The organism is Sanguibacter sp. 25GB23B1 (genome assembly GCF_040012415.1).
Taxonomy (GTDB): Bacteria; Actinomycetota; Actinomycetes; order Actinomycetales; family Cellulomonadaceae; genus Sanguibacter.
The window spans coordinates 21,560-48,541 of the sequence record NZ_JBDYKL010000029.1 but is presented as its reverse complement, the minus strand read 5'-3'; the positions used below and the strand labels follow the sequence as shown (position 1 = coordinate 48,541).

Sequence of the window (26,982 nt, the reverse complement as noted above, 5' to 3'; positions counted from 1 at the left end):
ACCTTGACTGACGACCTGACCCCCGAAGAGAACGCCCCCGAGCAGCCGGTCTGGACCGGCACGGCGATCGCGCACGGCAACATCGAGCGTGTCGACCTCCAGCTCGAGATGCAGCGTTCCTACCTCGACTACGCGATGAGCGTCATCGTGGGCCGAGCGCTGCCGGACGTGCGTGACGGGCTCAAGCCCGTGCACCGTCGCGTTCTCTACGCGATGTACGACGGCGGGTACCGCCCGGACCGTGCGTTCTCCAAGTGCAGCCGCGTGGTCGGCGACGTCATGGGCAAGTACCACCCGCACGGTGACACCGCGATCTACGACGCGCTCGTGCGCCTCGTCCAGGACTGGTCGATGCGCTACCCGCTCGCGGCAGGACAGGGGAACTTCGGCTCGCCCGGGAACGACCCGGCTGCTGCGCCGCGATATACCGAGACGCGCATGGCTCCCATCGCCATGGAGATGGTCCGGGACATCGACAAGGACACCGTCGACTTCCAGGACAACTACGACGGTCGCACGCAGGAGCCGTCCGTCCTGCCGTCGCGGTTCCCGAACCTGCTGGTCAACGGCTCGTCCGGCATCGCGGTCGGCATGGCGACGAACATCCCGCCGCACAACCTGCGCGAGGTCGCCGACGGGGTGCGCTGGTACCTCGACAACCCCGACGCGACCCGTGAGGAACTGCTCGAGGCTCTCATCCAGCGGATCAAGGGTCCAGACTTCCCCACCGGTGCGACGATCCTCGGCCGCCGAGGCATCGAGGACGCCTACCGGACCGGTCGCGGCTCGATCGCCCAGCGTGCCGTGGTCAACGTCGAGGAGATCCAGAACCGGATCTGCCTCGTCATCACCGAGCTTCCCTACCAGGTCAACCCGGACAGCCTCGCGCTGAAGATCGCGGACCTCGTCAAGGAGGGCCGCATGCAAGGGATCGCGGACATCCGCGACGAGACCTCCGGACGGACCGGCCAGCGTCTCGTCGTCGTGCTCAAGCGCGACGCCGTCGCGAAGGTCGTCCTCAACAACCTCTACAAGCACACGCAGCTGCAGGACAACTTCAGCGCGAACATGCTCGCTCTCGTCGACGGCGTGCCGCGGACACTGAGCATCGACGCGTTCGTCCGGCACTGGACGGTCCACCAGCTCGAGGTCATCGTGCGCCGCACGGCGTACCTCCTGCGCGAGGCCGAGTCGAAGATCCACATCTTCCGCGGGTACCTCAAGGCTCTCGACGCCCTCGACGAGGTCATCGCGCTCATCCGCCGCTCCCCCGACGCCGACCGCGCCCGCAGCGGCCTCATGGAGCTGCTCGAGATCGACGAGCTCCAGGCCACCGCGATCCTCAACATGCAGCTGCGCCGCCTCGCGGCACTGCAGCGCCAGGAGATCATCGAGGAGCACGACAAGCTCGAGCGCGAGATCCTCGAGTACCAGGACATCCTCGCGAAGCCCGACCGCCAGCGCGGGATCGTGCGTGACGAGCTCGACGAGATCGTCGCGAAGTACGGTGACGAGCGACGCACGACGATCGTCCCGTTCGACGGCGAGGTCTCCATGGAGGACCTCATCGCCGAGGAGGAGGTCGTCGTGACGATCACGCGCGGCGGCTACGTCAAGCGCACGCGCAGCGACAGCTACCGGGCGCAGAAGCGCGGCGGCAAGGGCGTCCGCGGAGCGCAGCTGCGCGAGGACGACATCGTCGACCACTTCTTCGTCACGACGACGCACCAGTGGCTCCTGTTCTTCACGAACCTCGGCCGCGTCTATCGTGCCAAGGCCTATGAGCTGCCAGAAGGCGGTCGGGACGCCAAGGGGCAGCACGTCGCGAACCTCCTCGCGTTCCAGCCCGGCGAGAAGATCGCGCAGGTGCTCGACCTCCGGACGTACGACGCCGCGGAGTACCTCGTCCTCGCGACGCGGCGCGGCCTCGTGAAGAAGACGCGCCTCTCGGAGTACGACTCCAACCGCAGCGGCGGCGTCATCGCCATCAACCTGCGCGAGGACGACGAAGGTGTGTCCGACGAGCTCGTCTCCGCGTGCCTCGTCGACGCGACGGACGACCTCATCCTCGTCTCGCGCAAGGGCCAGTCGATCCGCTTCACCGCGAGCGACGAGGCGATGCGTCCGCTCGGCCGCGCGACCTCGGGCGTCACGGGAATGAAGTTCCGCCCCGAGGACGAGCTGCTCGCCATGGACGTCGTGCGCGACGACGCCGACCTCTTCGTCGTGACGGAGGGTGGTTTCGCGAAGCGCACGCTCATCAGCGAGTACCGCGTCCAGGGCCGAGGAGGGCTCGGGATCAAGGTCGCGAACCTCGTCGAGGCCCGCGGAGACCTCGTCGGGGCCCTCGTCACGGACGAGGACGACGAGGTGCTCGTCATCATGGAGCGCGGGAAGATCGTGCGCTCTGCGGTGAGCGGCGTCAACCAGACCGGACGCAACACCCAGGGCGTGACCTTCGCCAAGCCGGACAAGAATGACCGGATCATCGCCGTGGCGCGTAACGTTGAGCGTAATCTCGGTGACGATCTTGAGATGTCCGAGCTCGGGACGGAGGCCGACCCCGGCGTACAGACCGAGACCGAGATCGACACTGACACCGCACAGTCCGAGGAGAACGCATGACCCGCGACACCACGGAGCAGCCCGCCGTCCGGCCGGGATCCGGCGCGAAGAGCCCGGCGAAGAAGCCTGCTGGGCCGCCGAGCGTCTCCCCCGTCCCGCGTCCGACGTCGGGGGGCGCGCACGACGTGTCGACGCCCCCTGACGGCACACCGGCCGTCGCGCCGGCAGCCGGCGCCGGTACAGGGACGAGCAAGGGTGCGGGTGCGCCCCCGACGGTCAGCCCCACGCCGGCGCGCAAGGCCACGTCCGGTGCCCGTCCCGCGGAGAAGAAGCCTCCCGTCGGTCCACGGCGGGTCCGGCTCGCGGTCTCCCGTGTCGATCCGTGGTCGGTCATGAAGCTGTCGTTCCTGCTGTCGATCGCGATCGGCATCATGATCGTCGTCGCGTCGGTGGTCTTCTGGCTCGTCCTCGACGGTCTCCACGTCTTCACGGACGTCAACGACATGGTCGTCACCATCCTCGGCGAGGACACGACGCAGACGGACATCCTCCAGTACGTCGAGCTCCAACGATTCGTGTCGTTGTCGACGATCATCGCTGTGGTGGACGTGGTGCTCCTCACAGCCTTGTCGACGATCGGTGCATTCCTGTACAACGTGGTCGCAGCGCTCGTGGGCGGAGTTCACCTCACGCTCACGGACGAGTAACATCGGCCACTGCGCACGATCTGGTCTTGCACAGGCTCCACCGCTCGGTTTGGGCGGTGGACAGTCCGTGAGGTAAGGTCAAGCGCTGCATCAGCACAGGTCCTCGGACCCGTTGATGTGCAGGGGCCTTTAGCTCAGGCGGTTAGAGCGCTTCGCTGATAACGAAGAGGTCGGAGGTTCAAGTCCTCCAAGGCCCACTGCCGGAACCCATCGAGGGGGAACGTATGAAGAAGTTGTTGTTCGTGCTGTTCGCTTCGCTCGTCGGCTATGCCGTCTGGCGCAGGTTCACGGAAGATGACATCGAGCGTGACCTCTGGGCAGAAGTGACCGACTCTTTCGAGTGATCGGTCCGGTCCGGAACAGACGTCGGCGGCGTGCAGTGCACGCGGCCAACGGGGGGCCATGGCGCAATTGGTAGCGCACCTGCTTTGCAAGCAGGGGGTTAGGGGTTCGAGTCCCCTTGGCTCCACAGATCTGAAGCATGACACGGCGAGTGTCCCGTCCGACGACGGGCCGCTCGCCGTCTGCGTGTGGCGACCGTCCTCAGCCCGCGTCAGGGTCGCCCGCGGTGTCCTGACCCGCTGTCGCGGACACGGTGCCGAAGGACCGGAGCGTACGCAGCGCACGCAGCGTGACCCATCGGTCGGGCTGTCCTGCACGAGGGTAGGCGACGTGCGTCCGGCCGGGATACTGGGCAGAGCCTGTCCAGCGTCCGTCAGCTCGACGCCTGCTACGGACGATGTCCAGCGCGTCCTCGAGCCGCGGATCGTAGGCAGTGCCGGCGCTCCGGAGCACGTCGAGCCCGCGGAGCACGTCGAAGTGCCACCGGGGAGGGTGGTGCAGTCTCGTGAGCTCGGCACGGATCGGGGCGCCGTCGGACCGGCGCTGGTAGAGCCGCCGGTCGAGGAGTACCTCGGTCGCTGAGTCGATCGCGCGGCGTGCTTCCTCCGCCCGGTACCGACGGCCGCTGCGCAGGTACTCGGCGAGCCCGTCGATGACGCTCGTCGTCGAGTGGACGGAGGCGACGCGCGCGCCGGACCGGTTCGACCGGCAGTTGAAGCCTCCTCCAGGCATCTCCTCCTGGAGGACGAAGTCCACCACGCTGTCCACCGACGGTGCGTCCGCACCGAAGAAGCAGGCGTACGCGAGGAACATCCCGTTCATGCAGACGTCGGACACCTTGACGGAGTCGGCAGGGTTGATGCCGCCGTCGGTGCAGAGGTGCTCCTCGAGGGCTGAGGCGACAGCCCGGGTGCAGGCAGGATGATCCGCCGGTACGCCCAGGTCGCGGAGCTCGAGCAGCGCATAGTGCGTGCACGTCCACTTCGGTGCGTAGAAGCCGTCTCCCCATCCTCCGCTCGTGTGTGCGGCCAGGATCGTGGCCGCGTCACCCTGGTCCGCGACGCGCGATCGGAGGTCCGGTCGGTCGTCGTCCAGCAGGTCGCGACGGGTCTGGTACTGGACGGCCACGTCACCGTCGAGGAGCCACGCGACCACGTCATCGACGAGAGGGTCTCCTGGGGCGCCCATACGAGCAGCCTAGAGAAGAGCCTGCGGCCGCACCAGGTCTCGGGTCGGCCTAGACCGACCGGCGCTCGAGGATGACCTCCTCCCCTCCGTCCACCGCGCGCGATCCGACGGCGACGAAGCGGAAGCCGGAGATCGTCGCGAAGGATGCGGTGTTGGACCGGTTGATCGACGCACGGACCCGGGTCACGTCCGGGCAGGCCCGTGCTTCGTCGAGGAGTGCGGACACGACGGCGCGCCCGTAGCCGCGCCGCCGGTGGACGAGGTCGATGGAGTAGCCGATCTCGACCATGCCTTCTCGAGGCGGACCGTGGAAGCCCGCGTGGCCGACCACACGCCAGTCGGTCTCGTCGAGCACCGCGCACGCGAGCCAGCGCGACTGCTCGACCGGGTCGAGGTCGGCTGCGACGGCGAGCTGCCACGCCCACAGCGCGCGATCGTCGGCGAGGTAGCTCGAGATCGGGAGGCGCGAGGACCGTCCAGCACCTGCCCGGTCCCCCGCCGCGAGAGCCGTGATCGTGTCGATCCCGAGACGAACGAGAGTGATGGTCGGCGGCTGCCGGGACTCCACGGTGCCGTCGTGCGGGTGCGTCACCGGCCGATCCTCCCACCCGGACGTCCGTGGACGCACGAAGGCCCGGTCCAGACGGACCGGGCCTTCGGGTGCGTGCGTCGCTGAGCGCTACTTCGTGGTGTCGGTGTCACCGATCGCGGAGTCGGTGGCGTCACCGGCGTCGTCGACCTTGTGCTTCGCGGTCTCGGCAGCGCCGGGCACCGCGTCGGCGGCCGAAGCGAGGGCGTCCTCGACCACGGGTGCGGTCTCGTCGACCTTGTCCTTCGCCGCCGCGCGGGTCCGGGTCGTCGCCTTCTTCGCGGTGGCCTTGGCCTCCGAGAGCTTGTCGGTCACCTTCTCCGAGAGCTCCTCGACGGAGCCGGCGACCTTGCCGGACACCTCACGGCTCTTCGCGACGGCCGCACCAGCTGCCTCGCCTACGGCCTCGGCGGCATCGCCGACGGCGACCTTCGCGTCATCCACGACCTCGTCGAACGAGTGCGCGTCGACCTTCTCCCAGGGCTCGGCCCACGGGTCGGTGGTCGGCTGCGACCGCTTCCAGAGCACGTACGCCCCACCGGCTGCGGCCACCCCGCCGACGATCCACCAGCCCTTGCCGGACTTCTTGCTGTGCTTCTCCGCGGCCTTCGCCGCCTCGGCGAGCTTGAGGGGGCCACGCTCCGAGGCGGCCGCGATGGAGTCGGCCAGGTGCGTCGCACCGGCGGAGGTCTTGCTCCCCGCGACGGCCACGCCGTGCACGGCTGCGTCGGCAGCCGACTCTGCCGCGGCGTTGAGCGCTGCGACGAACTTGGGCAGGAGGTCGTCGACGATCTTGTCGTGCGCGGAGTCGATGACGGGTGCGGCCTTCTCTGCGGCCTTCTCGACGCGAGGCGCGGTGGCCTTGAGCGTCTCGTTCCACGCCTGCTCGAACCGGGGGGTGACCCACTCGACGAAAGCCTCGACCTTCGGGGTGCTCCAGTCCTTCGCCTGGACCGCAGCCTCACGCGCCTGGCCTGCGAAGACCGTCGCGACGTCGCCCGCCTGGTGTGCACCGTCCGAGAGCGCTGCGACCACGTCGGACGCCTGTCCCTTGATCTTCTCGGAGTCGATCTTGTCGATCTTCCCGCTCGCGTTGCGGGCGAGCTTCTTGATTCCGTCAGACATACGTTCTCCCGTGGGGTAGAGGGGATGCACCTGCACCCACTCTGCCACTTGTGAGCACCGAACGCAGCAGAACACCACGTGGGGACAGCAGTGGTCTCGGGTGCATCCCGTGAAACAATGGACCCATGTTCGCAACCCTCCACACCACTGCTGGTGACATCCGTATCGAGCTCTTCCCCTTCCAGGCTCCGAAGACGGTCGAGAACTTCACCGGTCTCGCGTCGGGCACGAAGCCCTGGACGGACCCGAAGACCGGCGCCGAGCGCACCGACCCGTTCTACGACGACCTCATCTTCCACCGTGTGATCCCGGGCTTCATGATCCAGGGCGGCTGCCCGCTCGGCACCGGCACCGGTGACCCGGGCTACAAGTTCAACGACGAGATCCACCCCGAGCTGACGTTCTCCAAGCCGTACCTGCTCGCGATGGCCAACGCGGGAACGCGCCGGAACGCGATCACCGGCGAGGCCGAGGGCACCAACGGCTCGCAGTTCTTCATCTCCGTCGCGGCGACGCCGTGGCTCAACGGCAAGCACACCATCTTCGGTGAGGTCGCGGACGACGCCGGCCGTGCCGTGGTCGACGCCGTCGCTGCCGCAGCGACCCGCCCCGGCGACCGCCCTGTCGAGGACACCAAGATCACGTCCGTCACGATCGAGGACTGAACTCCCACCGATGACCGACGCCGCGAGCCAGCCGCCGGTCTGCCCGCGCCACCCTGACCGGATCAGCTATGTCCGGTGCCAGCGGTGCGGGCGACCAGCGTGCACCGAGTGCGTGGTCCAGGCCCCGGTCGGGGTCCAGTGCGTCGACTGCGTGCGCGAGGCACAGAGCACGGTGCGGCCCGCTCGCACCGTGCTCGGCGCTCCGGTCCGTGCCGGACAGCCCGTCGTCACCCTGAGCATCATCACCCTGTGTGCCGTGAGCTACCTGCTCCAGCTGACGCTCGAGTGGGAGGACTGGACGAGCAGGTGGGCGTTCGCGCCCGTGCTCGGCGACGTGGAGCCGTGGCGGTTCCTCACCTCGGCCTTCATGCACTCCCAGCAGCCGCTCCACATCCTCCTGAACATGTACGCCCTGTGGATCGTGGGCCCAGAGCTCGAGCGGATGCTCGGGCGGGCCCGGTTCGTCGGGCTCTACGTGCTCTCGGCCATCGGTGGCAGCGTCGCGGTGCTGCTCTTCTCCGACCCGACGACGGTGTCCTGGTTCACGGGGACCGTGGGGGCGTCGGGCGCGGTGTTCGGCCTGTTCGGTGCCATCCTCATCGTGCTGCGGCGCCTCGGCCGCGATGCCCGGGCGATCCTCGTGATCATCGGGCTCAACTTCGCGATCGGCTTCTTCGTGCCGAACATCTCGTGGCAGGGCCACCTCGGTGGTCTCGTGACCGGGACGCTGCTCGGAGCGCTCTACGCCTTCGCGCCACGGGCGCACCGACGAGCTGTGAGCATCGTCGGGACGAGCGTCGTCGCCGTGATCCTCGTGGCAGCGGCGATGCTGCGGTACGCATCGATCTAGGGAATGACATCCGTGTAGTTATCCACAGATGGGGATAACCTTGTGCACGCGTCGTACCGATGCAACGGCGGAATCCTGCGGATACCGGCCCTCATCCAGGCGTGTGCCGAGCTCGGCGACGCTACTTCCACCGGGTGGAGAGGCCGAACCCGACGAGGATGAGGGCGAAGCCCACGGCGATGTTCCACTGGCCGAGCGGCGGGATCGGCAGGCGCGCGCCACCGGACGTGAGGTAGAACGTCACGACCCAGAGGATGCCGACGATGAAGAGCGCGAGCATCGTCGGGACGAGCCAGCGCGGGTTCCCGACGGTCTGCGGCTTCTTCACCTTCACCTTGACCGGTTTCGCCGGCTGAGAGCCCTTGGCGGTCTTCCCGGGCTTCGGCGGGGTGGTCGGCGTGCTCGACTTCTTAGGAGCCACGGGCTCGGGCGTCAGCGGCTTGCCGGACGCGCTCGACGTCTGAGACTCTTCAGCCTTCTTGGACGGCTTCGATTCGGGCACGGCAACGGGCTCCTGTCGATGGGACGGCGACGTATTCTCGACTAGCCTAGTGGCAGCGTCGACGGACGTCAGACACCTCAGACGGTTGGGACCATGGCGCGACAGACGCACGGCAGGAGAGGCCCGGTCCGGGCAAGTCTCTCTGCTGCGCTCGTGCTCTTCCTCGCCGGCCTCATGTTCGTCGCGAACGCACGTCTCACGAGCGGTGAGGAAGCCCGGCACCCGGAGAACTTCGGCGAGCTCGTCGAGCAGGAGAGCGATCGTGGCGACGAGCTCTTCGCCGAGGTCGAGCAGCTCAGGGCGCAGGTCGAGGACCTCACCACCCTTGCCGACGAGCAGGTCCCCCGCGTGGCGCCGGAGATCGCCGCACGCTCAGGCGTCGTCACCGGCCTGGCGCCCGTCTCTGGGCCGGGACTGAGCGTCACGCTCCAGGACGCCCCCTCGAGCCGGATCCAGCCCGAGGGCATCACCCCGGACGACCTCGTCGTGCACCAGGAGGACCTCGAGGGCGTCATCAACGCCCTCTGGGCAGGCGGAGCCGAAGCGATGACCCTCGTGGGCCAACGCGTGACGACCCTCTCCGCCTTCCGGTGCGTCGGGAACGTCCTGTCTCTCCACGGCCGCGTGTACTCGCCGCCCTACGAGGTCAAGGCCATCGGGGACCCTGACGCGCTCATGGACGCTCTCGACGCCTCCGACAAGGTCGGTCTGTACCGCCAGTACGTCGAGTACGTCGGCCTCGGGTGGGAGGTCCAGACGTTCGACGCAGCGGACCTGCCCGCCTACGACGGAGCGCTCAACCTCCAGTTCGCGTCGGTCCCCGAAGGCACGGAGATCTACCGGTGAACCTTCGCACGGAGGGTCCTCGATGAGTCGCGCTCGCAGGACGAAGGCCAAGCCCCACATCGCCCTGCGGCTCACCGGTGTCGTGGGCGAGCTCATGATCACGCTCGGGATCCTCGTCGGGCTGTTCGTCACGTGGCAGCTGTGGTGGACCGACGTCCAGGCCGGTCGCGTCCAGGAGCAGGCGCTCGAAGGACTCGACTGGGCTGAGCCCGCCCCCACGCTCGTGAGCGTCGAGGACACCCCGGACGAGCCCCCGCCGGCCGTGGTCGCCCCTGCGCCCGGCGAGACCTTCGCGAGCATCCTCGTCCCGCGCTTCGGCAGCGACTACGAGGTGACGGTCGCCGAGGGGGTCGGGAAAAAGGACGTCCTGGACACCGGGGCGATCGGGCACTACCCCGAGACCGCCATGCCGGGCGCGCTCGGGAACTTCTCGCTCGCCGGTCACCGGACCACCTACGGCAAGCCGCTCAACCAGATCGCCGACCTGCAGGTCGGCGACCCGATCGTCGTCCGCACCCAGGACACCTGGTACGTCTACGAGGTCACCGAGTCGCTCATCGTCATGCCGAGTCAGATCGAGGTCATCGCCCCCGTTCCCGGGCTCGAGGACGGAGCGGCCCTACCCGAGCTGACCGAGCGGTTCATCACCCTGACCAGCTGCCACCCCATGTTCTCCGCCCGCGAGAGGTACATCGTCCACGGCACGCTGACCTCCTGGATGCCGGTGTCCCAGGGCACACCGAGCGCTCTCGCTCCCGCAGCCGAAGGTGGACAATGATGTACGGACTCCTCTGGCGCCTGCTCCCCGGGCCCGCCTGGCTGCGGGTCATGATCCTGCTGGTGCTCGCCGTGGCCGTGGTGCTCGTGTGCTTCGAGTGGGTGTTCCCCGCCATCGCCGACTACATGCCTTTCAACGAACAGACTGTGGGTGAAGCCCGATGACCCGGATCCTCGTCGTCGACAACTACGACTCCTTCGTCTACACGATCGTCGGATATCTCAACCAGCTCGGGGCCGAGACCGAGGTGGTCCGCAACGACGCCGTCCCGAGCGCCGCCGAGCGGGCAGGATACGACGGTGTGCTCGTCTCCCCCGGTCCAGGCACCCCGGCCGAGGCCGGTGCGAGCCTCCAGGTCATCCGCGACTGCGGTGCGGACGCGGTGCCGATGCTCGGCGTGTGCCTGGGACACCAGGCGCTCGGGGAGGCGTTCGGTGCCACTGTCACGCACGCGCCCGAGCTCATGCACGGCAAGACGAGCGAGGTGGAGCACGAGGACCGCGGCGTCCTCGCCGGGCTCCCCCACCCGTTCACTGCGACCCGCTACCACTCGCTCGCCGTGGTGACCGGTACGGTCCCGACCGAGCTCGAGGTCACGGCCGAGGTCGCGACGACGCACGGGCGCATCGTCATGGGCCTCCAGCACCGTGAGCTGCCGCTCTACGGGGTGCAGTTCCACCCCGAGTCGGTCCTCACCCAGGGCGGGCACCGGCTCCTCGCCAACTGGCTCGAGGTGTGCGGCGCCGCCGACGCCGTCGTGCGGTCCGAGGGACTGGCCCCGCTCATCCGACGCTGACGCGTCCCCGGTCGGTTGCGGGACCACCTGACCTGGCGTGAGACGACGAGAGCCCCACCGGACACCCGGTGGGGCTCTCGTCGTACCGGGCTCGCTGGTGCGAGGCGGGCTCCGTCAGCCTCTGGGGAACGTGATGCCCAGACCGTTGGCAGGATCCTCGTCGTCCGGGTTGTCCTCGTCGTCCTCGCCGGCGTTGAACGAGCTGCCGTCCGAGAGATAGAGGATCACGATGGTGCCGACGTCCACCGGCTGGCCGGCCGTCGGGGCGGTCGCCGCGACCGTGCCGGCGGGCCGGGTGTTGTCCGGTGATGCCTCGATCGCCGGCACGAGACCGATGTTCCGGAGCGCCGCCTCGGCGTCCGCCTGCGTCATGCCGACGATGTTGTTCGGGACCTGGACCTGCTCGATCGGGATCGGGATCGCGATGAAGACCGTGACGGAGGAGCCCTGGTTGACGACTCCTACCCCAGGCAGGTGCCGGACGACCGTCCCGGGCGCAGCGTCGCTCTGCTCGGACTGGATGACTGTCACGAGCTCGAGCTCTGCGAGTGCAGCCTTCGCCTGGTCCTCGGTCATGCCCGTGAGGTCAGGCAGGCTGACCTTGCCGTCGGAGATGAACAGAGCGACGGGGGTGGACGCGGGCACGATCTCTCCCGCCGCGGGCACCGTCCGTGTGACCGAGTTGTTCGCGATGCTCGGGTGGTTCTCCGTCTCCACACCGTTGGCGACGGTGAAACCGGCACCTTCGAGCGTGGCGATCGCGTTCTCCTGCGTCTGGCCCGTGACGTCCGGGACAGCCCGTGAGTCGGCACCCTGGGAGAACCACAACGAGATTGGCTGGTCTGCCGCGAGGTCCGTCCCCTCGGCTGGGTCGCTGCGGACGAACAGGCCCTCTTCGACCGTGTCGCTCTTCTCGAAACCGATGACCGGTTCCTCGGTGAAGCCGGCGGCCTCGATCTTCGTGACCGCCTCCTCCTGGGTCAGCCCCACGAAGCTCGGGACGGCGAGCATCGGGACGTCGTCGCCGTCGTCGTTCCCGTCGAGGAGCAGCATCGCCGCGATCGCCGCGACCGCGACGACCGCGATGGCGATGAGAGTCCACAGGAGACCACGGTTGCGCGGCTTCTCGTCCTCGTCCCCGTCCTCCTCGTGCAGAGGCACGGGAGAGCGGTCACCGGGGACCGGGGACCACGACGGGGCGACCTGCGTCTGGGAGGGGTCTGCCGCGGTGGCCGCGAAGACCTCCGTCGCGCCGGAGAGACCTGCTGCACCGGCCCCGGCGGCAGCCGCAGCCACCATGCCGAGCGCCGGAGCCTGGACGGCTCCCCCGCGGACGGCAGCCTCGAGGTCGGAGCGGAACTCTGCTGCGCTGCCGTAGCGCGAGGTCCGCTCCTTCGCAAGGGCCTTGAGCGTGATGCGGTCGAGGGTCTCAGGGACGTCGGGAGCGATGCTGCTCGGGCTGACCGGCATCTCGCGGACGTGCTGGTAGGCGACGGAGACCGGGGAGTCGCCCATGAAGGGCGGGCGACCGGTGAGGAGCTCGAAGAGCAGGCACCCGGTGGAGTAGAGGTCGCTGCGGGCGTCGACGCTCTCGCCCCGCGCCTGCTCCGGGGAGAGGTACTGGGCCGTGCCGATGACCGAGTGGGTCTGCGTCATCGTCGCAGCGGAGTCGGCCAGCGCGCGGGCGATGCCGAAGTCCATGACCTTGATCGCACCGGTGGGCGTGAGCATGACGTTCGCCGGCTTGATGTCGCGGTGGACGATGCCGGCGTGGTGCGAGTACTCGAGTGCCGAGAGGACGCCGGAGGTGATCTCGACGGCCTCCTCGATCGGTACGGCGTTGCCGTCCCGGAGGATCTCCCGGACCGTGTGCCCCTCGACGTACTCCATGACGATGAAGGGCACGTGCGCCATGGCGCCGCCGTGCTCCTGCATCATGTCTTCGCCCGTGTCGTAGACAGCGACGATCGCGGGGTGGTTGAGCGCGGCCGCGGACTGCGCCTCGCGGCGGAACCGCGCCTGGAAGGAGGGGTCGCGTGCGAGGTCGGACCGCAGGATCTTGATCGCGACGGTGCGGCCGAGACGGTTGTCGTGGCCGATGTGGACCTCGGCCATGCCGCCGCGGCCGATGAGCTCACCGACCTCGTAACGGCCCGCGAGAATACGGGGTGCGTCGTCAACCACTACGCGTCCTTAGGTGTTCTAGGTGTCGTTGTTCCGTCAGGCGCAGAGGTTCCGCGCGCTGCGTCGTCGTCCATCATCCCATCCATCAGGATCCCGCTGGTGGATTGTACCGAAACGGACGACGCGCCCTGTCCAGGGAGTCCGTCCGTCGTCGAGTCACCACCGCTGACGATCGCCTTGATGATGGTCGCAAGAAGGATGACCAGCACCAAGAGTCCCAGTGCGATCGTTGGCCAACCGAGATTTCCGATGCGCTGACCGGTGGTCGTGGACGTGCGGCGCAGGCTCGACGACCCCGGCCGCTGGCCGGACGAGCCCGTGCGCTGGCCGGACGACCCCGAGCGGTGCGAGGACGACGACCGGGGCGCCGACTCGCTCTCCGTGAAGCGGCGGGAGGCGGGACGGCCGGGCGTCGAGCCACCGGCACCCCGGAGGTCGGGGTGCTCGAAGCGCGAGTGGTCCCGGCCGGACGCGGTCCCGCGGGCGGCGGCACCACGAGGGAGGGGCGTGCGCCGGCCTGACGGACGGCTCGACGCGGCGAGCGACGCCCGCGTGGGCGAGGCCCCGTCGGCCGGACGGGTCGACGCGGGACGCTGGGGCGGCGGGACGGACTTCTCGCGCGAGACGGCAGGGACCTGCGGCGGCGTCGGCAGCTGGGTCGACGGTGGTGTCGGCGGCTGAGGGACCGGCGGGAGAGTTGCGGGCGCAGCGGAGGCTGACGTCGTACCCGACCGGCGGGGGGCTGCGGGCGGCGACGTGGCGGAGGCCGCGGCTGCGGACGCGCCAGGTCCGCCGTCCCGGCGCTCAGCGGCGTGACCGGCGGCGATGCGCTGGCTGGCGCGGGTCGTCGCGGGCGGCTCCTGGATCGGTCCACGCGCGCCGCCCGCCAGGTGCGACGGCTGACCCGTCCGGGAGCGTCGGGGCGAGACCTCGGCGTCGACAGGCTGCTCGGGTGCCGGGGCGAACGTCTCCCGGCGCCCGGGCGGCGAGGAGTTGCCGCGACGGCGCAGGCCGCTGCCCCACGGGTCGGCGGCGATCTCCTCCGCGAGGAGGTCGAAGTTCCGGGCGAGGATCGCGCCGCTGCGCGGACGGTCGAGAGGGTCCTTGCTGAGCATCCGCATGATGAGGTCGGCGAAGCCCGGGTGGATGTTCTTCGTCAGCGGCGGGACGGCCTCGTTGACGTGCGCGACGGCGATGTCCACAGGGGTCGCACCGGTGAAGGGACGGTTCCCGACGATCGACTCGTACGCGACGATCCCCAGGGCGTAGATGTCCGACGCCCCGGTCGCCGCCTTGCCGATGGCCTGCTCGGGCGACAGGTACTGGGCGGTGCCCATGACCATCCCGGCAGCCGTCATCGGCACCTGGTTCGCGGCGAGGGACACCCCGAAGTCGGTGATCTTCACCTCGCCGGTGCGCTCGAGGAGGATGTTGCCGGGCTTGACGTCGCGGTGCACCACGCCGGCCACGTGCGCCGCGTGCAGGGCGCGCGCGGTCTGCGACAGGATCGAGAGCAGGCGCAGCACGGGGAGCACGGGCTCGCGCTCGAGGAGGTCGGACATGGGCTCGCCGACGACGAGCTCCATGACGAGGTAGCCGGACTGCTCCTGCTCGCCGTAGTCGTAGAGCTGGGCGATGTTCGAGTGCGACAGGGCAGCGCTGTTGCGCGCCTCGGTCCGCAGGCGGTCGAGGAAGTCCGAGTTGCCCGCGAACTCCTCGCGGAGGACCTTGACGGCGACGTCGCGGGCCAAGGACTCGTCGTGCGCGACCCAGACCTCCCCCATCCCGCCCACGGCGATCTGTCGGACGAGCCGGTACCGGCCGCCGAGTGCCATGCCTGCTGCCGGCCTCACTGGTTGATCACCGCTTCCATGACTGCGCGGGCGACGGGGGCCGCGGCCCGGCCTCCGGTGGCTTCGCTCCCGAGGTTCCCGCCGTTCTCGATGACCACGGCGACGACGACCTGGGGGTCGTCCGCCGGTGCGAAGCCGGTGAACCACGCGTGCGGCGCGACGTCGCTCGTCGTCTCGGCGGTCCCCGTCTTCCCGGCGACCTGGACGCCGCTGATCTGGGCGGCGGTCCCCGTCCCGGACTGGACGACGCCGAGCATCATGTCCCGCATCTGCTCGGCGGTCGTGGCCGAGATGGGCGTGCTGAAGACGGACGGGTCGGCCTCGTACGCCACGGAGAGGTCAGGTGTGCGGACCTGCTCGATGAGGTAGGGGGTCATGAGCTCGCCGCCGTTGGCGATCGCGGCGGAGACCATCGCGACCTGGAGCGGGGTGACCGTGACGCTGGACTGGCCGATCGCCGACAGGGCTGTCGTCGCGCCGTCGAGCGGGTTTCCCTCCGACTCGGTGGGGAAGCGGCTGGGCTCGACGCGCAGCGGGATCGTCAGGTCGGTGTCGAAGCCGAACTCGACGGCCTGGTCGCTGATCGCCTGGGCGCCGAGGTCGATGCCGAGCTGGCCGTAGGCGGTGTTGCAGGAGATGCGCAGCGCGTCGGCGAGCGTGGTCGTCCCGGTGCCGGAGCAGCTCGCGCCGCCGAAGTTGCGGAGCACGGAGCTCGACTGCGGCAGGGCGAGCTCGTCGGGTGCGGGGATCTCGCTGTCCGGCGTGAGGCTGCCGGACTCGAGGGCCGCCGCTGTCGTGACGAGCTTGAACGTCGACCCGGGCGGATAGGTGTCGCCCTCGATCGCCCGGTTGAAGAGGGGGTCGCCCTCGTCGGCGACGAGCGCCTGGTACGCGGCGCTGGCGTCCGCGCTCACGTGGCTCGCGAGGACGTTGGGGTCGAAGCTCGGCTTCGAGACCATCGCGAGGATCGCGCCGGTGGCGGGGTCGAGCGCGACGACCGCACCGCGCTGGTCGCCCAGCGCGTCCCACGCGGCCTGCTGGACCACGGGGTCGATCGTCAGCTCGACCGAGGAGCCCTGCGGGTCCTCGCCGGAGATGAGATTCTGCAGCCGGCTCCACCACAGCGAGTCGGACGTGCCGTTGAGGTACTCGTTAGCCCGGAGCTCGATCTTCGTCCGACCGTTGACCACCGAGTAGAACCCGGTCACGGGGGCGTAGAGGGGACCGTTCGTGTAGGAGCGCTGGTAGCCGAACGCGTCGTCCACCGGGGTGGAGACCGCGACGGCCTCCCCGCCGACGACGATGGGGCCGCGGTTGTTGCCGTGCTCGCGGTAGAGCGTGCGGACGTTGCGCGGGTCGGTGTTGAGATCGGGTGCGCGGAAGTACTGGATCCACGAGGCGGCGCCCATGAGCACGAGGAACATGGCGAGCATGACGACCGCGACGCGGCGCAGGGGGATGTTCACGAGTCCACCCTCCTCACGATCTCGGTCGCGTCGTCGCTCGGGGTCTGGTGCACGAGCTCGGTGTCGTCGTCGTGCTCGTCGACGTCGTCGTCCCGGCTGCGACCCGGGACGTCGTCGGAGGGTGCGCCGCCGCCACGCAGCGGGAGCGGCGTGGGCCGGCGTGCGTTGTCGGAGATGCGGATGAGGAGGGCGACGATGATCCAGTTCGCGAGGAGGGACGAGCCACCGTACGCGAGGAACGGCATCGTCAGACCCGTCACGGGGATGACGCGCGTCACACCACCGACGACGACGAAGACCTGCCACGCCAGGACGAACGCCAGACCCCCGGCGAGCAGCTTGCCGAAGCCGTCACGGGTTCCGATCGCGATCCGCATGCCTCGCTCGACGAAGAGCAGGTACATGACGAGGATCGCGAGGAGGCCGGTCAGGCCGAGCTCTTCGCCGAGCGACGCGACGATGAAGTCGGAGGACGCGTACGGGACGAGGTCAGGCCGCCCGTCACCCCAGCCGGTACCGAAGAGCCCACCGTTCGCGAGACCGAAGAGGCCGCGGACCAGCTGGCCCGAGCCGCCGAACTCCTGCTCGAAGACGGACGTGTCCATGGCGTTGAGCCACGCGTCGAACCGGCCCTGGACGTGCGAGAAGGACGTCGCGGCCGCGATGGCGCCGCCGGCGAACAGGCTGAGGCCGATGATCACCCAGCTGATGCGCTCGGTGGCGACGTAGAGCATCGCGACGAAGAGGCCGAAGAACAGCAGCGACGTGCCGAGGTCGCGCTCGAGGACGAGGACGGCGATCGACGCGATCCACACGATGATGATGGGGCCGAGGTCGCGCGCCCGCGGCAGCTGGAGGCCGAGCACCTTGCGTCCGGCGAGGGTGAGGGTGTCCCGGTTGGTCACGAGGTACCCGGCGAAGAAGACGGCGAACGCGATCTTCGCGAACTCGGCGGGCTGCAGGGACGCCGGCCCGAGCCGGATCCAGATCCGGGCGCCGTTGATCTGCGTCCCCAGACCGGGAACGAGCGGCAGCACGACGAGGACGAGACCGACGATCATCGCGGTGTAGGTGTAGCGCCGCAGCGTCCGGTGGTCGTGGAGGAACCACAGGACGGCGAACGCTGCGATCATGCCGAGCGCGGTCCAGCCGAGCTGTCGGTTCGCGAGGGCGGAGTCGCCGCCCTTGAGGTGGTTCGCCAGGTCGAGCCGGTAGATCATGGCGAGGCCGATGCCGTTGAGCGCGACGGCGATCGGGAGGAGGGCCGGGTCGGCGAACGGGGCCTTCCACCGCACGACGAAGTGCAGGCCGAGACCGAGCGCGAGCATGCCGCCGGTGAGGACGTAGAAGTTGCCCGGGAGCCGCCCTTCCATCGACAGGCCGACCAGGGCGTAGGCCCCGATCCCGAGCCCCAGTGCGAGGAGGAGGAGCGTGAGCTCGCTGGCGCGACCGCTGCGAACCCGCGAAGGTTCAACGGTTGCCATCAGCCGGTGCCGTCCGTGGTCTCGGGCTGAGCGTCTTCGATGAGGTCGGCGACACGCGCCCGGGCGTCCTCGAGGGACGTCGCGCGGATGGTCCGGTCGAGCTGGTTCGCGACGAAGCTGTCGAGGGTCGCCGTCTCGAGGTCTGTCGTCTCGACGACCGACGAGAGGCTGATCGGGCCGGCGCTCTGGGCGATCCCCTGGAAGATCGCGACGCGACCGCTCTCGACACCCACGTAGTACTGCGTCTGGGTCCAGCGGTAGCCCCACCAGGCCCCGCCTCCGAGGATCCCGCCGATGACGAGGACGGAGAGGATGGTCCAGACCCACCGGTACCGCGGTCCGTCGTCGTCGGTCGACGACGAGGCACGGGCCTCCTCGCGTGCCTCGGCGCGGGCAGCGGTGCGCGCGGCCTTCTCGGCCTTCTTGCGGCGTCGGCGGCTCGTCTTGGGTGGAGGGAGGGTCTCGTCGACGGAGAGGACGTCCTCGAAGGAGGGGGCGGCCTCGACCTGTCCGACGACCGGTTGGGCGTCCGGGTCCGTCAGCGCGTCGACCGTGGCGCGCGCCTCGGCGAGGAGTGCGGCGGCGCGCGCGGCAGGTCCGTCGGCTGCGACGGTGGGTGCGTCGCGGCTGATCGCGACCGAGCCGACCACCTGCACGCCCGTGTAGGGGCCGTCGCCGTCCGGGACGTCGTCGAGGTCGAGGATGTCGGCGACGATGCACGTGATGTTGTCGGAGCCGCCTGCGCGCAGCGCGAGCTGGATGAGCCGCTCGGCACAGCTGTCGACGTCCTCGATGTCGTTGAGCGTCCGTTCGAGGGTCTCGGCGCTGACGAAGCCGCTCAGCCCGTCCGAGCAGAGCAGCCACCGGTCGCCCGGGTGGGCCTCGCGGACGGACAGGTCCGGGCTGAGCTCGAGGTCGAAGTCTCCGAGGACGCGCATGACGACCGACCGTTGGGGGTGGTGCTCGGCCTCTTCGGGTGTGATCTTCCCGGTGTCGACGAGGTGCTGGACGAACGTGTGGTCCTTGGTGACCTGGCTGAGCACCCCGTCACGCAGCACGTACGCCCGGGAGTCGCCGATGTGCGCCATCGCGAGCTTGTTCCCTGAGCGCAGGAGCGCGGTGACCGTGGTGCCCATGCCGCCGAGCTCGGCGTCCTCGCGCGCCCTGCGGACGAGCTCGAGCCGCGCCGCCTCGATCGATCGCTCGAGGCGCTGGAGGATCTCGTGGGACCCGAAGGCCTCGCCGTCGAGCGGTGCGAGCGACGCGACCGTGAGCGACGACGCGATGTCGCCGCCGGCGTGCCCGCCCATCCCGTCGGCGACGAGGAGGAGGTGCGGGCCCGCGTACGCGGAGTCCTGGTTGTTCGAGCGCACGAGGCCCACGTCGGAGCGTGCGGCGTACCGCAAGGCGATCGTCATCGCACTACCTCTGCAGCTCGACGACGCTCTGCCCGACGCGGACCTGCGTCCCGGGGGAGAGCGGGGTCGGCTCGCTCACGCGGTTCGAGCCGATGAAGGTGCCGTTCGTGGAGCCGAGGTCCTCGAGGATCCACTGGTCGCCTGACGGGAAGATCCGGGCATGGCGGGACGACGAGTAGTCGTCGTCGAGCACGAGGGTGCAGCTCGGGGCTCGGCCGATGAGGATAGCCGATGTGGAGAGCGGGAGGGTCGTCCCGCGCAGCGGCCCTTCGGTGACGACGAGCTTCGTCGGACGCGCCCGGGCGGCGGCGGCGGACTGCCGGGAGGGGGACGGGGTCGGCATCCCGGTCGACGCCACGAGGTTCTCCCGGGGGCCGCCCTTGCGCGACGTGATGCGGGTGCCGTAGAGGTCCCGGCGCAGCACGCGGACGATCGAGTAGACGAAGAGCCACAGCAGGACCAGGTAGCCCAGCCGCAGCAGGGTCATCGTCAGTTCGCTCATCCGGACCTGTTCACCAATCCCCGCGCGCAGAGTCGTCGGAGACGCCGGTCCAGAACATGATGCGTGTCCGGCCGATCGTCAGCGAGTTCCCGTCGAGGAGCGTCGCCGCCGGGACCTGGTGGCCCTCGACGTACAGCCCGTTCGTCGAGCCGAGGTCTGTCGCGATGACGCCGTCGGGCGTCATGCGGATCTCGAGGTGACGACGCGAGACGCCCGGGTCGTCGACGACGATGTCGGCTTCTGCTCCGCGGCCGATGACCGTCACCGGTCCGGTGAGGAGGTAGCGCTGACCGTCGATGTCGACGAGCGGGTGACGCGAGCTCGGGGCCGCGGACGTCGCCGGGGCGACCGCGCCGCGGACGGTCGAGGACTGGACCTCGAAGCGGCCGACCTCGAGCTCCTCGATCTCCTGGAAGGAGACGGTCACGGCACCGACGAAGGCGTAGTGCTGCGACGCGGCGTAGTGCGTGAGGTTGGCGGCGAGCTCGTCGGCCATGGTCTCGGCGCCCCAGCCGTCGACCTGCGCGTAGTCCTCGGTGGCGAGGTTGATGGTGAAGACGTTCGGCACGACGGTCCGGTCGCGGTCGACGACGGCGGCGCGGTCGTCGAGCTCACGACGCAGGGCGCTGGCGAGCTCGACGGGCTTGAGCTCGCTGCGGAACACCCGGGCGAACGTGTTGTTGACGGCGCGCTCGATGCTCTTCTCGAACCTGTCGAGGACTCCCATGCCGCCTCCTTCCGTCCACTCGCGCTGGGCGGCGCCCTCGTCAGGGGCCGCTCTGTCGGATCTATGATGGCCGAGTACTCGTCGCATTGTCGGTCGCGACGCGCTCCCGACCCAAGTTCATCGTATAGACCAAACGATGTGATGAGGGCGATGTGAAGACTTGATCCCCGCCGTGGTAATGTTCTGCGGCACGCGTGAGTGGCGGAATGGCAGACGCGCCGGCTTCAGGTGCCGGTGCCCGCAAGGGCGTGGGGGTTCAAGTCCCCCCTCACGCACAAGGTCCGGATGCGGTGCGAACCGCAGACGGGTTGACCGAAGGCCCCGACCAGGGAAACCCGGTCGGGGCCTTCGGTGCTTTCACCTCAGGTGTCGAGACGAGAGCTCGTCACTTGTAGGTCTCGAGCTCCGCGATCCTCGGGGTTGCCGAGGAGCTGGTGATCTCGAAGTTGATCTTCTTGAGCGACGTCGACGGGAACGAGATGGTCCCGGCGCCCGTCCCTGTCTTGAGAACCGCTCCGGTGTCGTTGTTCACGACGCGCCACGCACCGATGCGCCCGGTCGCTCCCGTCGCCTCACGGACGACGAGGGTCGAGACCGTCGTCGCCGAGGACCACTTCACGGAGATGCGGCCGGTCGAGCTGCTCGGCGACCAGTAGGTGCTCAGGTCGCCGTCGATGGCGTCTCCGTAGCTCGTCCCGCCGCCCTTGCCCGAGCCGTCGGCGCCGGGGGCGTGGAGGGCTCCCCGGTGGGCTCGTCCGTGGGGTCCGGGGTCGGGTTCGGTGTCGTCGGCGAGCACGAGCCGTCCGACACCTTGAGGCCCGTGCCGGCGCCGGCCGTCGCACGGACGATGGACGGCACGCAGCTCGCCCCGTCGAGCGTGTAGGAGTAGGGGATGCTCACCGTCGTGGTGGACGTCGGGTTGGGTCCCGCCGGGTTGTAGTCGCCGCTGCGGCTCGACCAGGTGACGTTGTCGAAGACGTTCCCGGCGACCTGCCAGGTGCCGGCCTCGGACGTGTAGAAGGTGCCCAGGACGTCCTTCGAGTCCTCGAAGTAGTTGTTCTCCACCTTCGCCTTGGCGCCGGCACGCGAGTTGATCCCTGACTCGTTGAGGTCGACATAGTGGTTGTTGTACATGTGCGCGATGCCGCCGCGCAGGAGCGGCGTGCGGGAGTCGAGGTTCTCGTAGAGGTTGTGGTGGAACGTGACGAAACCGTTCGACCGGTCGCTCTCGCTCGACCCGATGAGCCCGCCGCGACCGGAGTTGCGCAGGATGCTGTAGGACAACGTGACGTACTGCGTGTTGGCCTTCATGTCGAAGAGGCCGTCGTAGCCCTCCGACTCGCCGCCCGAGGCCTCGAGCGTCGCGTGGTCGACCCAGACGTTGCGGACGTCGCTCTCCATGCTGATGGCGTCGCCGCCGTTGGAGATCGGCGAGCCGGACTTCTTGACGTTCTTCACGGTGACGTTCTGGATGATGATGTTGCTCGACTCACGGATGTGGATGCCGAGCTGGTCGAACACGGCGCCGCTCCCGACGCCCACCAGCGTGACGTTGCTGATCTGCTTGAGCTCGATGACGCCCGCGGCGGTGTTGCAGCTGGGACCGGAGACCTTGGTGGTGTTGCCGTGGTTGATGGTGCCCTGCACCTCGATGATGATCGGGGTGCTGCTGCTCGCGCGGTTGCAGAGGGCTGCGTGGATGGCGGTGCCCGTCGTGGCTCTCACCGTCTGCCCGCCGGCCCCGCCGGTGGTCCCGCCGTTGCTGGCTGCGTACCCGGTGGCCGGGCCGGTCGCGGCCTGGGCGCTCGGGATGGCCAGGGCCCCCAGGCCGATCGTTGCCGCCAGGGCCATGGTGGCCCCCGTCGCCCAGAGTCTCCGTGCAGGTGGTCGTCTCATCGTCGCCTCGTCTCGTCGTCGATTTCCGGGCGCCCGCCGGTCCCGTCCTTCGAGACCTGAGGCACCCGCGGCACCGGCCCCGACCGCGTCGTTGCGGTCGCTGACGTGCCCACGGGATGACCCATGTGCACCTTTCGACCGGTTTCCAGGAGTGTAGGAGAGCGCTCTCCATCGTGGCAACCCCGGATTCTCCGCGGGCTCCTTCTGAAACGATTAGGCGAGGGGCGGCCGACCGGAGGCAGCTAGGGCAGCAGCTCCGCCCCGAGCAGGCGCAGGGTCTCCTCGCGGGTCTCGGAACGGCGGGCGTCGGATCCGGTGTGGACGGAGGAGACAGGGGCGACCATCACCTCGTCGGCGCCGACCTCCTGGGCGAGAGCGCGGACCGCGACGGCCGCGGTCTCGGGCGTGCCGACGGCCCACGTCGAGCGCATCTGGGCGAGCATCGGTGCGTGCTCGGGGGCGATGCCCCCAGCCTCGGCGTCCTCGATGAGCTCGAGCGGCTCGAGCCCCTGGCCGGTCCGGAGGCGGATCATCGACAGCGCGTAGGGGAGCGCTCGACGGTCGGCCTCCTCGGCGGTCTCTGCGACGACCGCGTTGATGATCGCGAACGTCCTGGGTGCGTCGAGGTGCTCGGACGGCCGGAACTGCGAGCGGTACGCCGCCATCGCCTCGGCCGTGCCCTGGCCGGCGAAGTGGTGGGCGAAGACGTACGGGAGGCCGAGGGCCGCGGCGAGCTGCGCCGAGTACATGGACGAGCCGAGCAGCCAGACGTCAGCGGCCGACGTCGCCCGCGGGGTGGCCTTGAGGCCGTAGGAGCGCCCCCGCAGGTCGAGCGTCATGCCAGCCCCGGACATGAGCTCGGCGACGTCGCGGACGTCGTCGGGGAACGTGTCGACGGCGTCCCGGCCCTGTGCGGCGCTCGAACGGAGCATGTGGCTCGTCACCGGGTCGGAGCCCGGTGCCCGGCCGATGCCGAGGTCGATGCGGCCCGGGAACGCGGCCTCGAGCAGCGCGAACTGCTCGGCGATGACGAGCGGTGCGTGGTTCGGCAGCATGACGCCGCCCGAGCCGACGCGGATCCGCTGCGTCGCCGCCGCGAGGAGGGAGATGATCACGGCCGGGTTCGTCGACGCCACGGCGGGCATGTTGTGGTGCTCGGCGACCCAGTAGCGCGTGAAGCCGAGCTCGTCAGCCGTCTGCGCGAGCCGCGTGCTCGCCGCGAGGGCGTCGGCCGTGGTCTGGTCGGTGCGGACCGGGACGAGATCGAGGACGGACAGGGCGGTGCGGGGGAGTGAGGTCACCCTCGCTGCAACGGGGGTACCCGGTGCGGTATTCCGTCAGCGCGTGGGGATGCGGCTGCGCACGATCGCGCGGAGGGCGAAGAGCCCGATCGCCACCCAGATGACGTTGACGACCGCCGAGGGCCAGGCGCCGTAGACCGTCGCGCTCACGGAGAGCAGGCCCGCGCCGACGATGTTCATCGCCTGGAACTGCAGGGAGTCCGGGCTGATCCGCTTCGTGGTGACCAGGCCGTAGGCGACGACGGCACTGATCGCTCCGGTCCACCCGACGGCGGTGAGTGCGAGCTGGACGGCAGCGGACATGACGTGCTCCTCGAGGATGATGAGGGACGTGGCGGTGCCAGCCGCACTGCGTCCCGAGTGGTGCGTCACCTGCGGTGACGGCTCAAGTGTGGCCGTCAAAACCATGTAGCACAATTGAATGCTTCTGTTTAACCCATGTAGCATCACTACATGGCTATCGATGCCCGAAGACTTGGTGTTCTCCTTGCCGTCCACAGGGCTGGGGGAGTGGTTGCGGCCGCCGACCTGCTCCATCTCACACCCTCCGCCGTGTCCCAGCAGATCGCGAAGCTCGAGGCCGAGGAGAGCGTCCAGGTCCTCGACCGCGGCCCCCGCGGCGTGACGCTCACGGCCGTCGGGCTCATGCTCGCCGAGGCGGCCGAGCGGATCGAGTCCGAGCTCGTCGAGGCGCGCAAGCAGATCGCCCTCCTCGGCCCCGAGGTCAGCGGCCGCGTCGCCGTCGGCGCGTTCCAGACCGTCATCCGGAGCGTCGTCGCGCCGATGCTCCCCGAGCTCGCCGTCGCGGCCCCGGGCATCGAGATCACCGTCCACGAGGTGGAGAGCGCCGACGCCGCCCGCGGCCTGCGCAGCGGCGACTACGACCTCGTCATCCTCGAGCACGACTCCGCCTCGGTGCGCCCGGTGCCTCAAGGGTTCCGGGAGACGCCGTTGCTCGACGAGCCGTGGCGCCTCGCCGTGCCCACGAACATGGCCGTTCCGGCGAACGTCCAAGACCTCAAGGACGTCCTGTGGATCGGTGCAGAGAAGAACACCGCAGCCGCCCGCGCGCTCTCCCGCGTCGTCGCCCTCACCGGGTCTTCCCAGGCCTCCCGGCACGCCTACTACAACTACGAGGTCGCGATCGCGCTCGTCGCCGCAGGTCAGGGTGTCGCGCTGCTGCCGGCGCTCGCGCTCCAGGGTGCCGACCTGCACGGCGTGGACGTGGTGCAGATCGCGGGCCTCGGCACGCGGCGCATCGCCGCACGCCACCGTGCGAACCGCCACGAGCCGACGTCGGCCGTGACGGCTGTCGTGGACGGGCTCGTCGCCCAGGCCGCCACGCTCGACCTGGCATGAGCCACGACCACTTGCGGACATGGTCCCGGTACGGTCCAATTGCCCGATGCAGCCCGCCGCGCAGATCCTGACAGCATCCGTCAGCGACATCGAGGAGTCCATCAACTCCGCGTTCGCCCCGATCGCGAAGGCGTTCTCCGACGTCATCTTCTACAGCGTGCCGGTCGGCGACGCGAACGTCCCGATCCTCATCGCGTGGCTCATCGGCGCCGCGCTCTTCTTCACGATCGCCCTCCGCGGGATCCAGGTGCGAGGCTTCGGCCACGCGATCGCCCTCGTCCGCGGACGCTACGGGAGCCCCAAGGACCCGGGCGAGGTCAGCCACTTCCAGGCGCTCTCCTCGGCGGTGTCGGGGACGGTCGGCCTCGGGAACATCGCTGGTGTCGCGATCGCCGTGACGATCGGTGGCGCGGGCGCGACCTTCTGGATGATCGTCGCGGGCCTCCTCGGCATGTGCACGAAGTTCGTCGAGTGCACCCTCGGCGTGAAGTACCGCGAGGAGCACGAGGACGGCACCATCTCCGGTGGCCCGTTCCGCTACCTGCCCATCGCCTTCGCGAGGTTCGGCCGACTCCCTGCGAGGGTGCTCACGAGCATCTTCGCGATCTCGATCTTCTTCTTCGGGATCGTCGGCGGGAACATGTTCCAGGCCAACCAGACCTACGCGCAGGCCCGCAACGTGACCGGCGGCGACGACGGACCGCTCGCGAGCGACGGAGCCGCGCTGATCTTCGGCATCGTCCTCGCGGTGCTCGTCGGCATCGTCATCATCGGCGGCATCAAGTCCATCGCGCGGATCACGAGCAGGCTCGTCCCGGCGATGGGCATCATCTACGTCCTCGCGTGCCTCACGGTCCTCATCGTCAACGTCGACCAGATCATCCCCGGCTTCGGGGAGATCATCAGCGGCGCGTTCGACCCCGAGGGCGTCGCCGGCGGGATCATCGGTGTCCTCATCGTCGGTTTCCAGCGGGCAGCGTTCTCGAACGAGGCCGGCATCGGCTCCGCACCGATCGCACACTCGGCCGTCAAGACGCGCCGTCCGGTCACCGAGGGCTTCGTCGCCCTCCTCGAGCCGTTCATCGACACGGTCGTCATCTGCACCCTCACCGCGCTGACGATCGTCATCGCCCGCCCGCAGTCCTGGATCGACGGTCGTGCCGACGTGGCCGCCGGAGGCTCGGGCCCCGGCAACGGGGTCACGCTCACGTCCGACGCCTTCGAGACGGTGCTGCCGTGGTTCCCCGTGGTGCTCGCCGTCGCCGTGGCGCTCTTCGCGTTCTCGACCCTCATCACGTGGGCGTACTACAGCCAGAAGGCGTGGACGTCGCTCTTCGGACGCACGCCCGTGACCGAGCGTGTCTTCCAGGTGATCTTCGTGCTCTTCACCGCGTTCGGGTCCGTCCTGTCGCTCGGCGACGTCGTCAACCTCGCCGACGCGATGCTCTTCCTCTGCGCCTTCATCAACATCCTCGGTCTCTACCTGCTGTTCCCGGTCGTCCGCAAGGAGCTGCGCGAGTACCTCGACGACCGCCGTGCGAACCGCCTCGTGCGCTCCGACGCCGACGCCTGACGCGGGCATGCGAAAGCCCGTGGGCTGATGGGAGCTGTCCCACCTGCCGCGAAGGACGAGATCGCGGCTCCCACGGGCTCCGGTGACAGTCTGGTACTCGCTGCCGCCCACCTCTGAAGGTGCGGTGGCCCGGGTATCGCACATGCCGTCCGGCCGTCCGTTGCTCGCCGGTCAGTCTCCTGACCTGAGCACCTGGCGACTAGCGGACAGTCACCTCACGCGTCCGAGAAGAAATCATGTCTTGGACCACCTCCTTTCCCATGTGG

Annotated in this window: 26 protein-coding genes and 3 tRNA genes; 14 read left to right on the top strand and 15 right to left on the bottom strand. The window is 69.4% G+C overall.

Annotated elements, in window-relative coordinates; genetic code table 11:
• Window positions 1-66 precede the first annotated feature (66 nt).
• The 5 genes from gyrA (at window position 67) to ABKW26_RS15080 (ending at window position 3,741) form a co-directional block, all read left to right on the top strand.
• A complete protein-coding gene (gene gyrA / locus ABKW26_RS15100; RefSeq protein ID WP_348594650.1) occupies window positions 67-2,625 on the top strand; it encodes a DNA gyrase subunit A in 2,559 nt (852 codons plus the stop codon).
• Entirely contained in the window at window positions 2,622-3,272 is a 651-nt protein-coding gene (locus tag ABKW26_RS15095) for a DUF3566 domain-containing protein (RefSeq protein WP_348594632.1), read from the top strand. Before gyrA ends, ABKW26_RS15095 begins: the two co-directional genes overlap by 4 nt.
• A gap of 123 nt (window positions 3,273-3,395) precedes the next feature.
• Window positions 3,396-3,469: transfer RNA gene (locus ABKW26_RS15090), tRNA-Ile, on the top strand.
• A 27-nt stretch (window positions 3,470-3,496) separates the two neighbouring features.
• On the top strand, window positions 3,497-3,616 hold the full coding sequence (locus ABKW26_RS15085) for a DLW-39 family protein (RefSeq protein WP_348594631.1): 120 nt from the start codon (window positions 3,497-3,499) through the stop codon (window positions 3,614-3,616).
• 52 nt (window positions 3,617-3,668) lie between these two features.
• Window positions 3,669-3,741 (top strand) — tRNA-Ala (locus ABKW26_RS15080).
• A 74-nt stretch (window positions 3,742-3,815) separates the two neighbouring features.
• Here the strand turns inward: ABKW26_RS15080 and ABKW26_RS15075 are convergent.
• The 3 genes from ABKW26_RS15075 to ABKW26_RS15065 form a co-directional block, all read right to left on the bottom strand.
• Entirely contained in the window at window positions 3,816-4,802 is a 987-nt protein-coding gene (locus ABKW26_RS15075; RefSeq protein WP_348594629.1) for a hypothetical protein, read from the bottom strand.
• Window positions 4,803-4,851: 49 nt separating this feature from the next.
• Window positions 4,852-5,394, bottom strand: a complete 543-nt coding sequence (locus ABKW26_RS15070) for a GNAT family N-acetyltransferase (RefSeq protein ID WP_348594627.1) — start codon at window positions 5,392-5,394, stop codon at window positions 4,852-4,854.
• Between the two features lie 87 nt (window positions 5,395-5,481).
• Window positions 5,482-6,516: a hypothetical protein gene (locus ABKW26_RS15065; protein ID WP_348594626.1), complete on the bottom strand. Its 1,035-nt coding sequence runs from the start codon at window positions 6,514-6,516 to the stop codon at window positions 5,482-5,484.
• A 125-nt stretch (window positions 6,517-6,641) separates the two neighbouring features.
• Here ABKW26_RS15065 and ABKW26_RS15060 point away from each other — a divergent pair, with 125 nt between their 5' ends.
• Window positions 6,642-7,181, top strand: coding sequence for a peptidylprolyl isomerase (locus ABKW26_RS15060; RefSeq protein WP_348594624.1), 540 nt, complete (start codon window positions 6,642-6,644; stop codon window positions 7,179-7,181).
• A 112-nt stretch (window positions 7,182-7,293) separates the two neighbouring features.
• Entirely contained in the window at window positions 7,294-8,031 is a 738-nt protein-coding gene (locus ABKW26_RS15055; protein ID WP_348594622.1) for a rhomboid family intramembrane serine protease, read from the top strand.
• A gap of 121 nt (window positions 8,032-8,152) precedes the next feature.
• Here ABKW26_RS15055 and ABKW26_RS15050 read toward each other — a convergent pair whose 3' ends face one another.
• Window positions 8,153-8,533 carry a cell division protein CrgA gene (locus ABKW26_RS15050; RefSeq protein WP_348594621.1) on the bottom strand — a complete coding sequence of 127 codons (381 nt, stop codon included), beginning with the start codon at window positions 8,531-8,533 and terminating at the stop codon, window positions 8,153-8,155.
• Between the two features lie 93 nt (window positions 8,534-8,626).
• Here ABKW26_RS15050 and ABKW26_RS15045 point away from each other — a divergent pair, with 93 nt between their 5' ends.
• From ABKW26_RS15045 to ABKW26_RS15030, 4 genes are read left to right on the top strand one after another with little or no spacing between them, the layout of a single operon-like run.
• Window positions 8,627-9,379, top strand: a complete 753-nt coding sequence (locus tag ABKW26_RS15045) for a DUF881 domain-containing protein (RefSeq protein WP_348594620.1) — start codon at window positions 8,627-8,629, stop codon at window positions 9,377-9,379.
• A 22-nt stretch (window positions 9,380-9,401) separates the two neighbouring features.
• The gene (locus ABKW26_RS15040) at window positions 9,402-10,157 is read left to right on the top strand and encodes a class E sortase (RefSeq protein WP_348594618.1); all 756 of its coding nucleotides are present in this window, start codon (window positions 9,402-9,404) and stop codon (window positions 10,155-10,157) included.
• Entirely contained in the window at window positions 10,154-10,321 is a 168-nt protein-coding gene (locus tag ABKW26_RS15035) for a hypothetical protein (RefSeq protein ID WP_348594654.1), read from the top strand. Before ABKW26_RS15040 ends, ABKW26_RS15035 begins: the two co-directional genes overlap by 4 nt.
• The gene (locus tag ABKW26_RS15030; RefSeq protein WP_348594616.1) at window positions 10,318-10,953 is read left to right on the top strand and encodes an aminodeoxychorismate/anthranilate synthase component II; all 636 of its coding nucleotides are present in this window, start codon (window positions 10,318-10,320) and stop codon (window positions 10,951-10,953) included. Before ABKW26_RS15035 ends, ABKW26_RS15030 begins: the two co-directional genes overlap by 4 nt.
• Before the next feature lie 114 nt (window positions 10,954-11,067).
• On the opposite strand, the gene pknB is transcribed toward ABKW26_RS15030, so the two are convergent.
• From pknB to ABKW26_RS14995, 7 genes are read right to left on the bottom strand one after another with little or no spacing between them, the layout of a single operon-like run.
• Window positions 11,068-13,137 (bottom strand): Stk1 family PASTA domain-containing Ser/Thr kinase, encoded by a 2,070-nt coding sequence (gene pknB / locus ABKW26_RS15025; RefSeq protein ID WP_348594614.1) that lies wholly within the window; start codon window positions 13,135-13,137, stop codon window positions 11,068-11,070.
• Window positions 13,137-14,972 (bottom strand): protein kinase, encoded by a 1,836-nt coding sequence (locus ABKW26_RS15020; RefSeq protein WP_348594613.1) that lies wholly within the window; start codon window positions 14,970-14,972, stop codon window positions 13,137-13,139. Before ABKW26_RS15020 ends, pknB begins: the two co-directional genes overlap by 1 nt.
• Before the next feature lie 14 nt (window positions 14,973-14,986).
• Complete coding sequence (locus ABKW26_RS15015; protein WP_348594611.1) at window positions 14,987-16,456, bottom strand: penicillin-binding transpeptidase domain-containing protein; 1,470 nt, start codon at window positions 16,454-16,456, stop codon at window positions 14,987-14,989.
• Window positions 16,453-17,940 (bottom strand): FtsW/RodA/SpoVE family cell cycle protein, encoded by a 1,488-nt coding sequence (locus ABKW26_RS15010; protein ID WP_348594610.1) that lies wholly within the window; start codon window positions 17,938-17,940, stop codon window positions 16,453-16,455. Before ABKW26_RS15010 ends, ABKW26_RS15015 begins: the two co-directional genes overlap by 4 nt.
• Window positions 17,940-19,358 carry a Stp1/IreP family PP2C-type Ser/Thr phosphatase gene (locus ABKW26_RS15005; RefSeq protein WP_348594608.1) on the bottom strand — a complete coding sequence of 473 codons (1,419 nt, stop codon included), beginning with the start codon at window positions 19,356-19,358 and terminating at the stop codon, window positions 17,940-17,942. The genes ABKW26_RS15010 and ABKW26_RS15005 overlap by 1 nt, the downstream gene beginning before the upstream one ends.
• Before the next feature lie 4 nt (window positions 19,359-19,362).
• Window positions 19,363-19,860, bottom strand: a complete 498-nt coding sequence (locus tag ABKW26_RS15000; protein WP_348594606.1) for an FHA domain-containing protein — start codon at window positions 19,858-19,860, stop codon at window positions 19,363-19,365.
• Window positions 19,861-19,870: 10 nt separating this feature from the next.
• The gene (locus ABKW26_RS14995; RefSeq protein WP_348594605.1) at window positions 19,871-20,587 is read right to left on the bottom strand and encodes a DUF3662 and FHA domain-containing protein; all 717 of its coding nucleotides are present in this window, start codon (window positions 20,585-20,587) and stop codon (window positions 19,871-19,873) included.
• 192 nt (window positions 20,588-20,779) lie between these two features.
• Between ABKW26_RS14995 and ABKW26_RS14990 the strand changes: the two genes are divergently transcribed.
• Window positions 20,780-20,862 (top strand) — tRNA-Leu (locus tag ABKW26_RS14990).
• 110 nt (window positions 20,863-20,972) lie between these two features.
• Here ABKW26_RS14990 and ABKW26_RS14985 read toward each other — a convergent pair.
• The 4 genes from ABKW26_RS14985 to ABKW26_RS14970 all read right to left on the bottom strand — a co-directional run bounded on the left by ABKW26_RS14985 (window position 20,973) and on the right by ABKW26_RS14970 (window position 24,087).
• Entirely contained in the window at window positions 20,973-21,206 is a 234-nt protein-coding gene (locus ABKW26_RS14985; RefSeq protein WP_348594604.1) for a hypothetical protein, read from the bottom strand.
• Window positions 21,207-21,247: 41 nt separating this feature from the next.
• Window positions 21,248-22,483 carry a pectate lyase gene (locus ABKW26_RS14980; protein WP_348594603.1) on the bottom strand — a complete coding sequence of 412 codons (1,236 nt, stop codon included), beginning with the start codon at window positions 22,481-22,483 and terminating at the stop codon, window positions 21,248-21,250.
• Between the two features lie 242 nt (window positions 22,484-22,725).
• The gene (locus ABKW26_RS14975; protein ID WP_348594601.1) at window positions 22,726-23,784 is read right to left on the bottom strand and encodes an LLM class flavin-dependent oxidoreductase; all 1,059 of its coding nucleotides are present in this window, start codon (window positions 23,782-23,784) and stop codon (window positions 22,726-22,728) included.
• A 36-nt stretch (window positions 23,785-23,820) separates the two neighbouring features.
• Window positions 23,821-24,087, bottom strand: a complete 267-nt coding sequence (locus ABKW26_RS14970) for a hypothetical protein (RefSeq protein ID WP_348594600.1) — start codon at window positions 24,085-24,087, stop codon at window positions 23,821-23,823.
• 150 nt (window positions 24,088-24,237) lie between these two features.
• Between ABKW26_RS14970 and ABKW26_RS14965 the strand changes: the two genes are divergently transcribed.
• Together ABKW26_RS14965 and ABKW26_RS14960 are read left to right on the top strand one after the other, a co-directional pair.
• Entirely contained in the window at window positions 24,238-25,143 is a 906-nt protein-coding gene (locus ABKW26_RS14965) for a LysR family transcriptional regulator (RefSeq protein WP_348594598.1), read from the top strand.
• Window positions 25,144-25,189: 46 nt separating this feature from the next.
• Window positions 25,190-26,716, top strand: coding sequence for an alanine/glycine:cation symporter family protein (locus ABKW26_RS14960; protein WP_348594597.1), 1,527 nt, complete (start codon window positions 25,190-25,192; stop codon window positions 26,714-26,716).
• Window positions 26,717-26,982 lie beyond the last annotated feature (266 nt).

What these genes read in the sequence shown, in the direction of transcription:
- ABKW26_RS15065 (WP_348594626.1), bottom strand. Translation starts at nt 6,516, where the DNA reads ATGTCTGACGGAATCAAGAAGCTCGCCCGCAACGCGAGCGGGAAGATC.
- ABKW26_RS14980 (WP_348594603.1), bottom strand. Translation starts at nt 22,483, where the DNA reads ATGAGACGACCACCTGCACGGAGACTCTGGGCGACGGGGGCCACCATG.
- ABKW26_RS15020 (WP_348594613.1), bottom strand. Translation starts at nt 14,972, where the DNA reads ATGGCACTCGGCGGCCGGTACCGGCTCGTCCGACAGATCGCCGTGGGC.
- ABKW26_RS14995 (WP_348594605.1), bottom strand. Translation starts at nt 20,587, where the DNA reads ATGGGAGTCCTCGACAGGTTCGAGAAGAGCATCGAGCGCGCCGTCAAC.
- ABKW26_RS14965 (WP_348594598.1), top strand. Translation starts at nt 24,238, where the DNA reads ATGGCTATCGATGCCCGAAGACTTGGTGTTCTCCTTGCCGTCCACAGG.
- ABKW26_RS14960 (WP_348594597.1), top strand. Translation starts at nt 25,190, where the DNA reads ATGCAGCCCGCCGCGCAGATCCTGACAGCATCCGTCAGCGACATCGAG.
- ABKW26_RS15060 (WP_348594624.1), top strand. Translation starts at nt 6,642, where the DNA reads ATGTTCGCAACCCTCCACACCACTGCTGGTGACATCCGTATCGAGCTC.
- ABKW26_RS15035 (WP_348594654.1), top strand. Translation starts at nt 10,154, where the DNA reads ATGATGTACGGACTCCTCTGGCGCCTGCTCCCCGGGCCCGCCTGGCTG.
- ABKW26_RS15010 (WP_348594610.1), bottom strand. Translation starts at nt 17,940, where the DNA reads ATGGCAACCGTTGAACCTTCGCGGGTTCGCAGCGGTCGCGCCAGCGAG.
- ABKW26_RS15040 (WP_348594618.1), top strand. Translation starts at nt 9,402, where the DNA reads ATGAGTCGCGCTCGCAGGACGAAGGCCAAGCCCCACATCGCCCTGCGG.
- ABKW26_RS15075 (WP_348594629.1), bottom strand. Translation starts at nt 4,802, where the DNA reads ATGGGCGCCCCAGGAGACCCTCTCGTCGATGACGTGGTCGCGTGGCTC.
- ABKW26_RS14970 (WP_348594600.1), bottom strand. Translation starts at nt 24,087, where the DNA reads ATGTCCGCTGCCGTCCAGCTCGCACTCACCGCCGTCGGGTGGACCGGA.
- ABKW26_RS15045 (WP_348594620.1), top strand. Translation starts at nt 8,627, where the DNA reads ATGGCGCGACAGACGCACGGCAGGAGAGGCCCGGTCCGGGCAAGTCTC.
- ABKW26_RS15005 (WP_348594608.1), bottom strand. Translation starts at nt 19,358, where the DNA reads ATGACGATCGCCTTGCGGTACGCCGCACGCTCCGACGTGGGCCTCGTG.
- ABKW26_RS15085 (WP_348594631.1), top strand. Translation starts at nt 3,497, where the DNA reads ATGAAGAAGTTGTTGTTCGTGCTGTTCGCTTCGCTCGTCGGCTATGCC.
- ABKW26_RS15000 (WP_348594606.1), bottom strand. Translation starts at nt 19,860, where the DNA reads ATGAGCGAACTGACGATGACCCTGCTGCGGCTGGGCTACCTGGTCCTG.
- ABKW26_RS15095 (WP_348594632.1), top strand. Translation starts at nt 2,622, where the DNA reads ATGACCCGCGACACCACGGAGCAGCCCGCCGTCCGGCCGGGATCCGGC.
- ABKW26_RS15030 (WP_348594616.1), top strand. Translation starts at nt 10,318, where the DNA reads ATGACCCGGATCCTCGTCGTCGACAACTACGACTCCTTCGTCTACACG.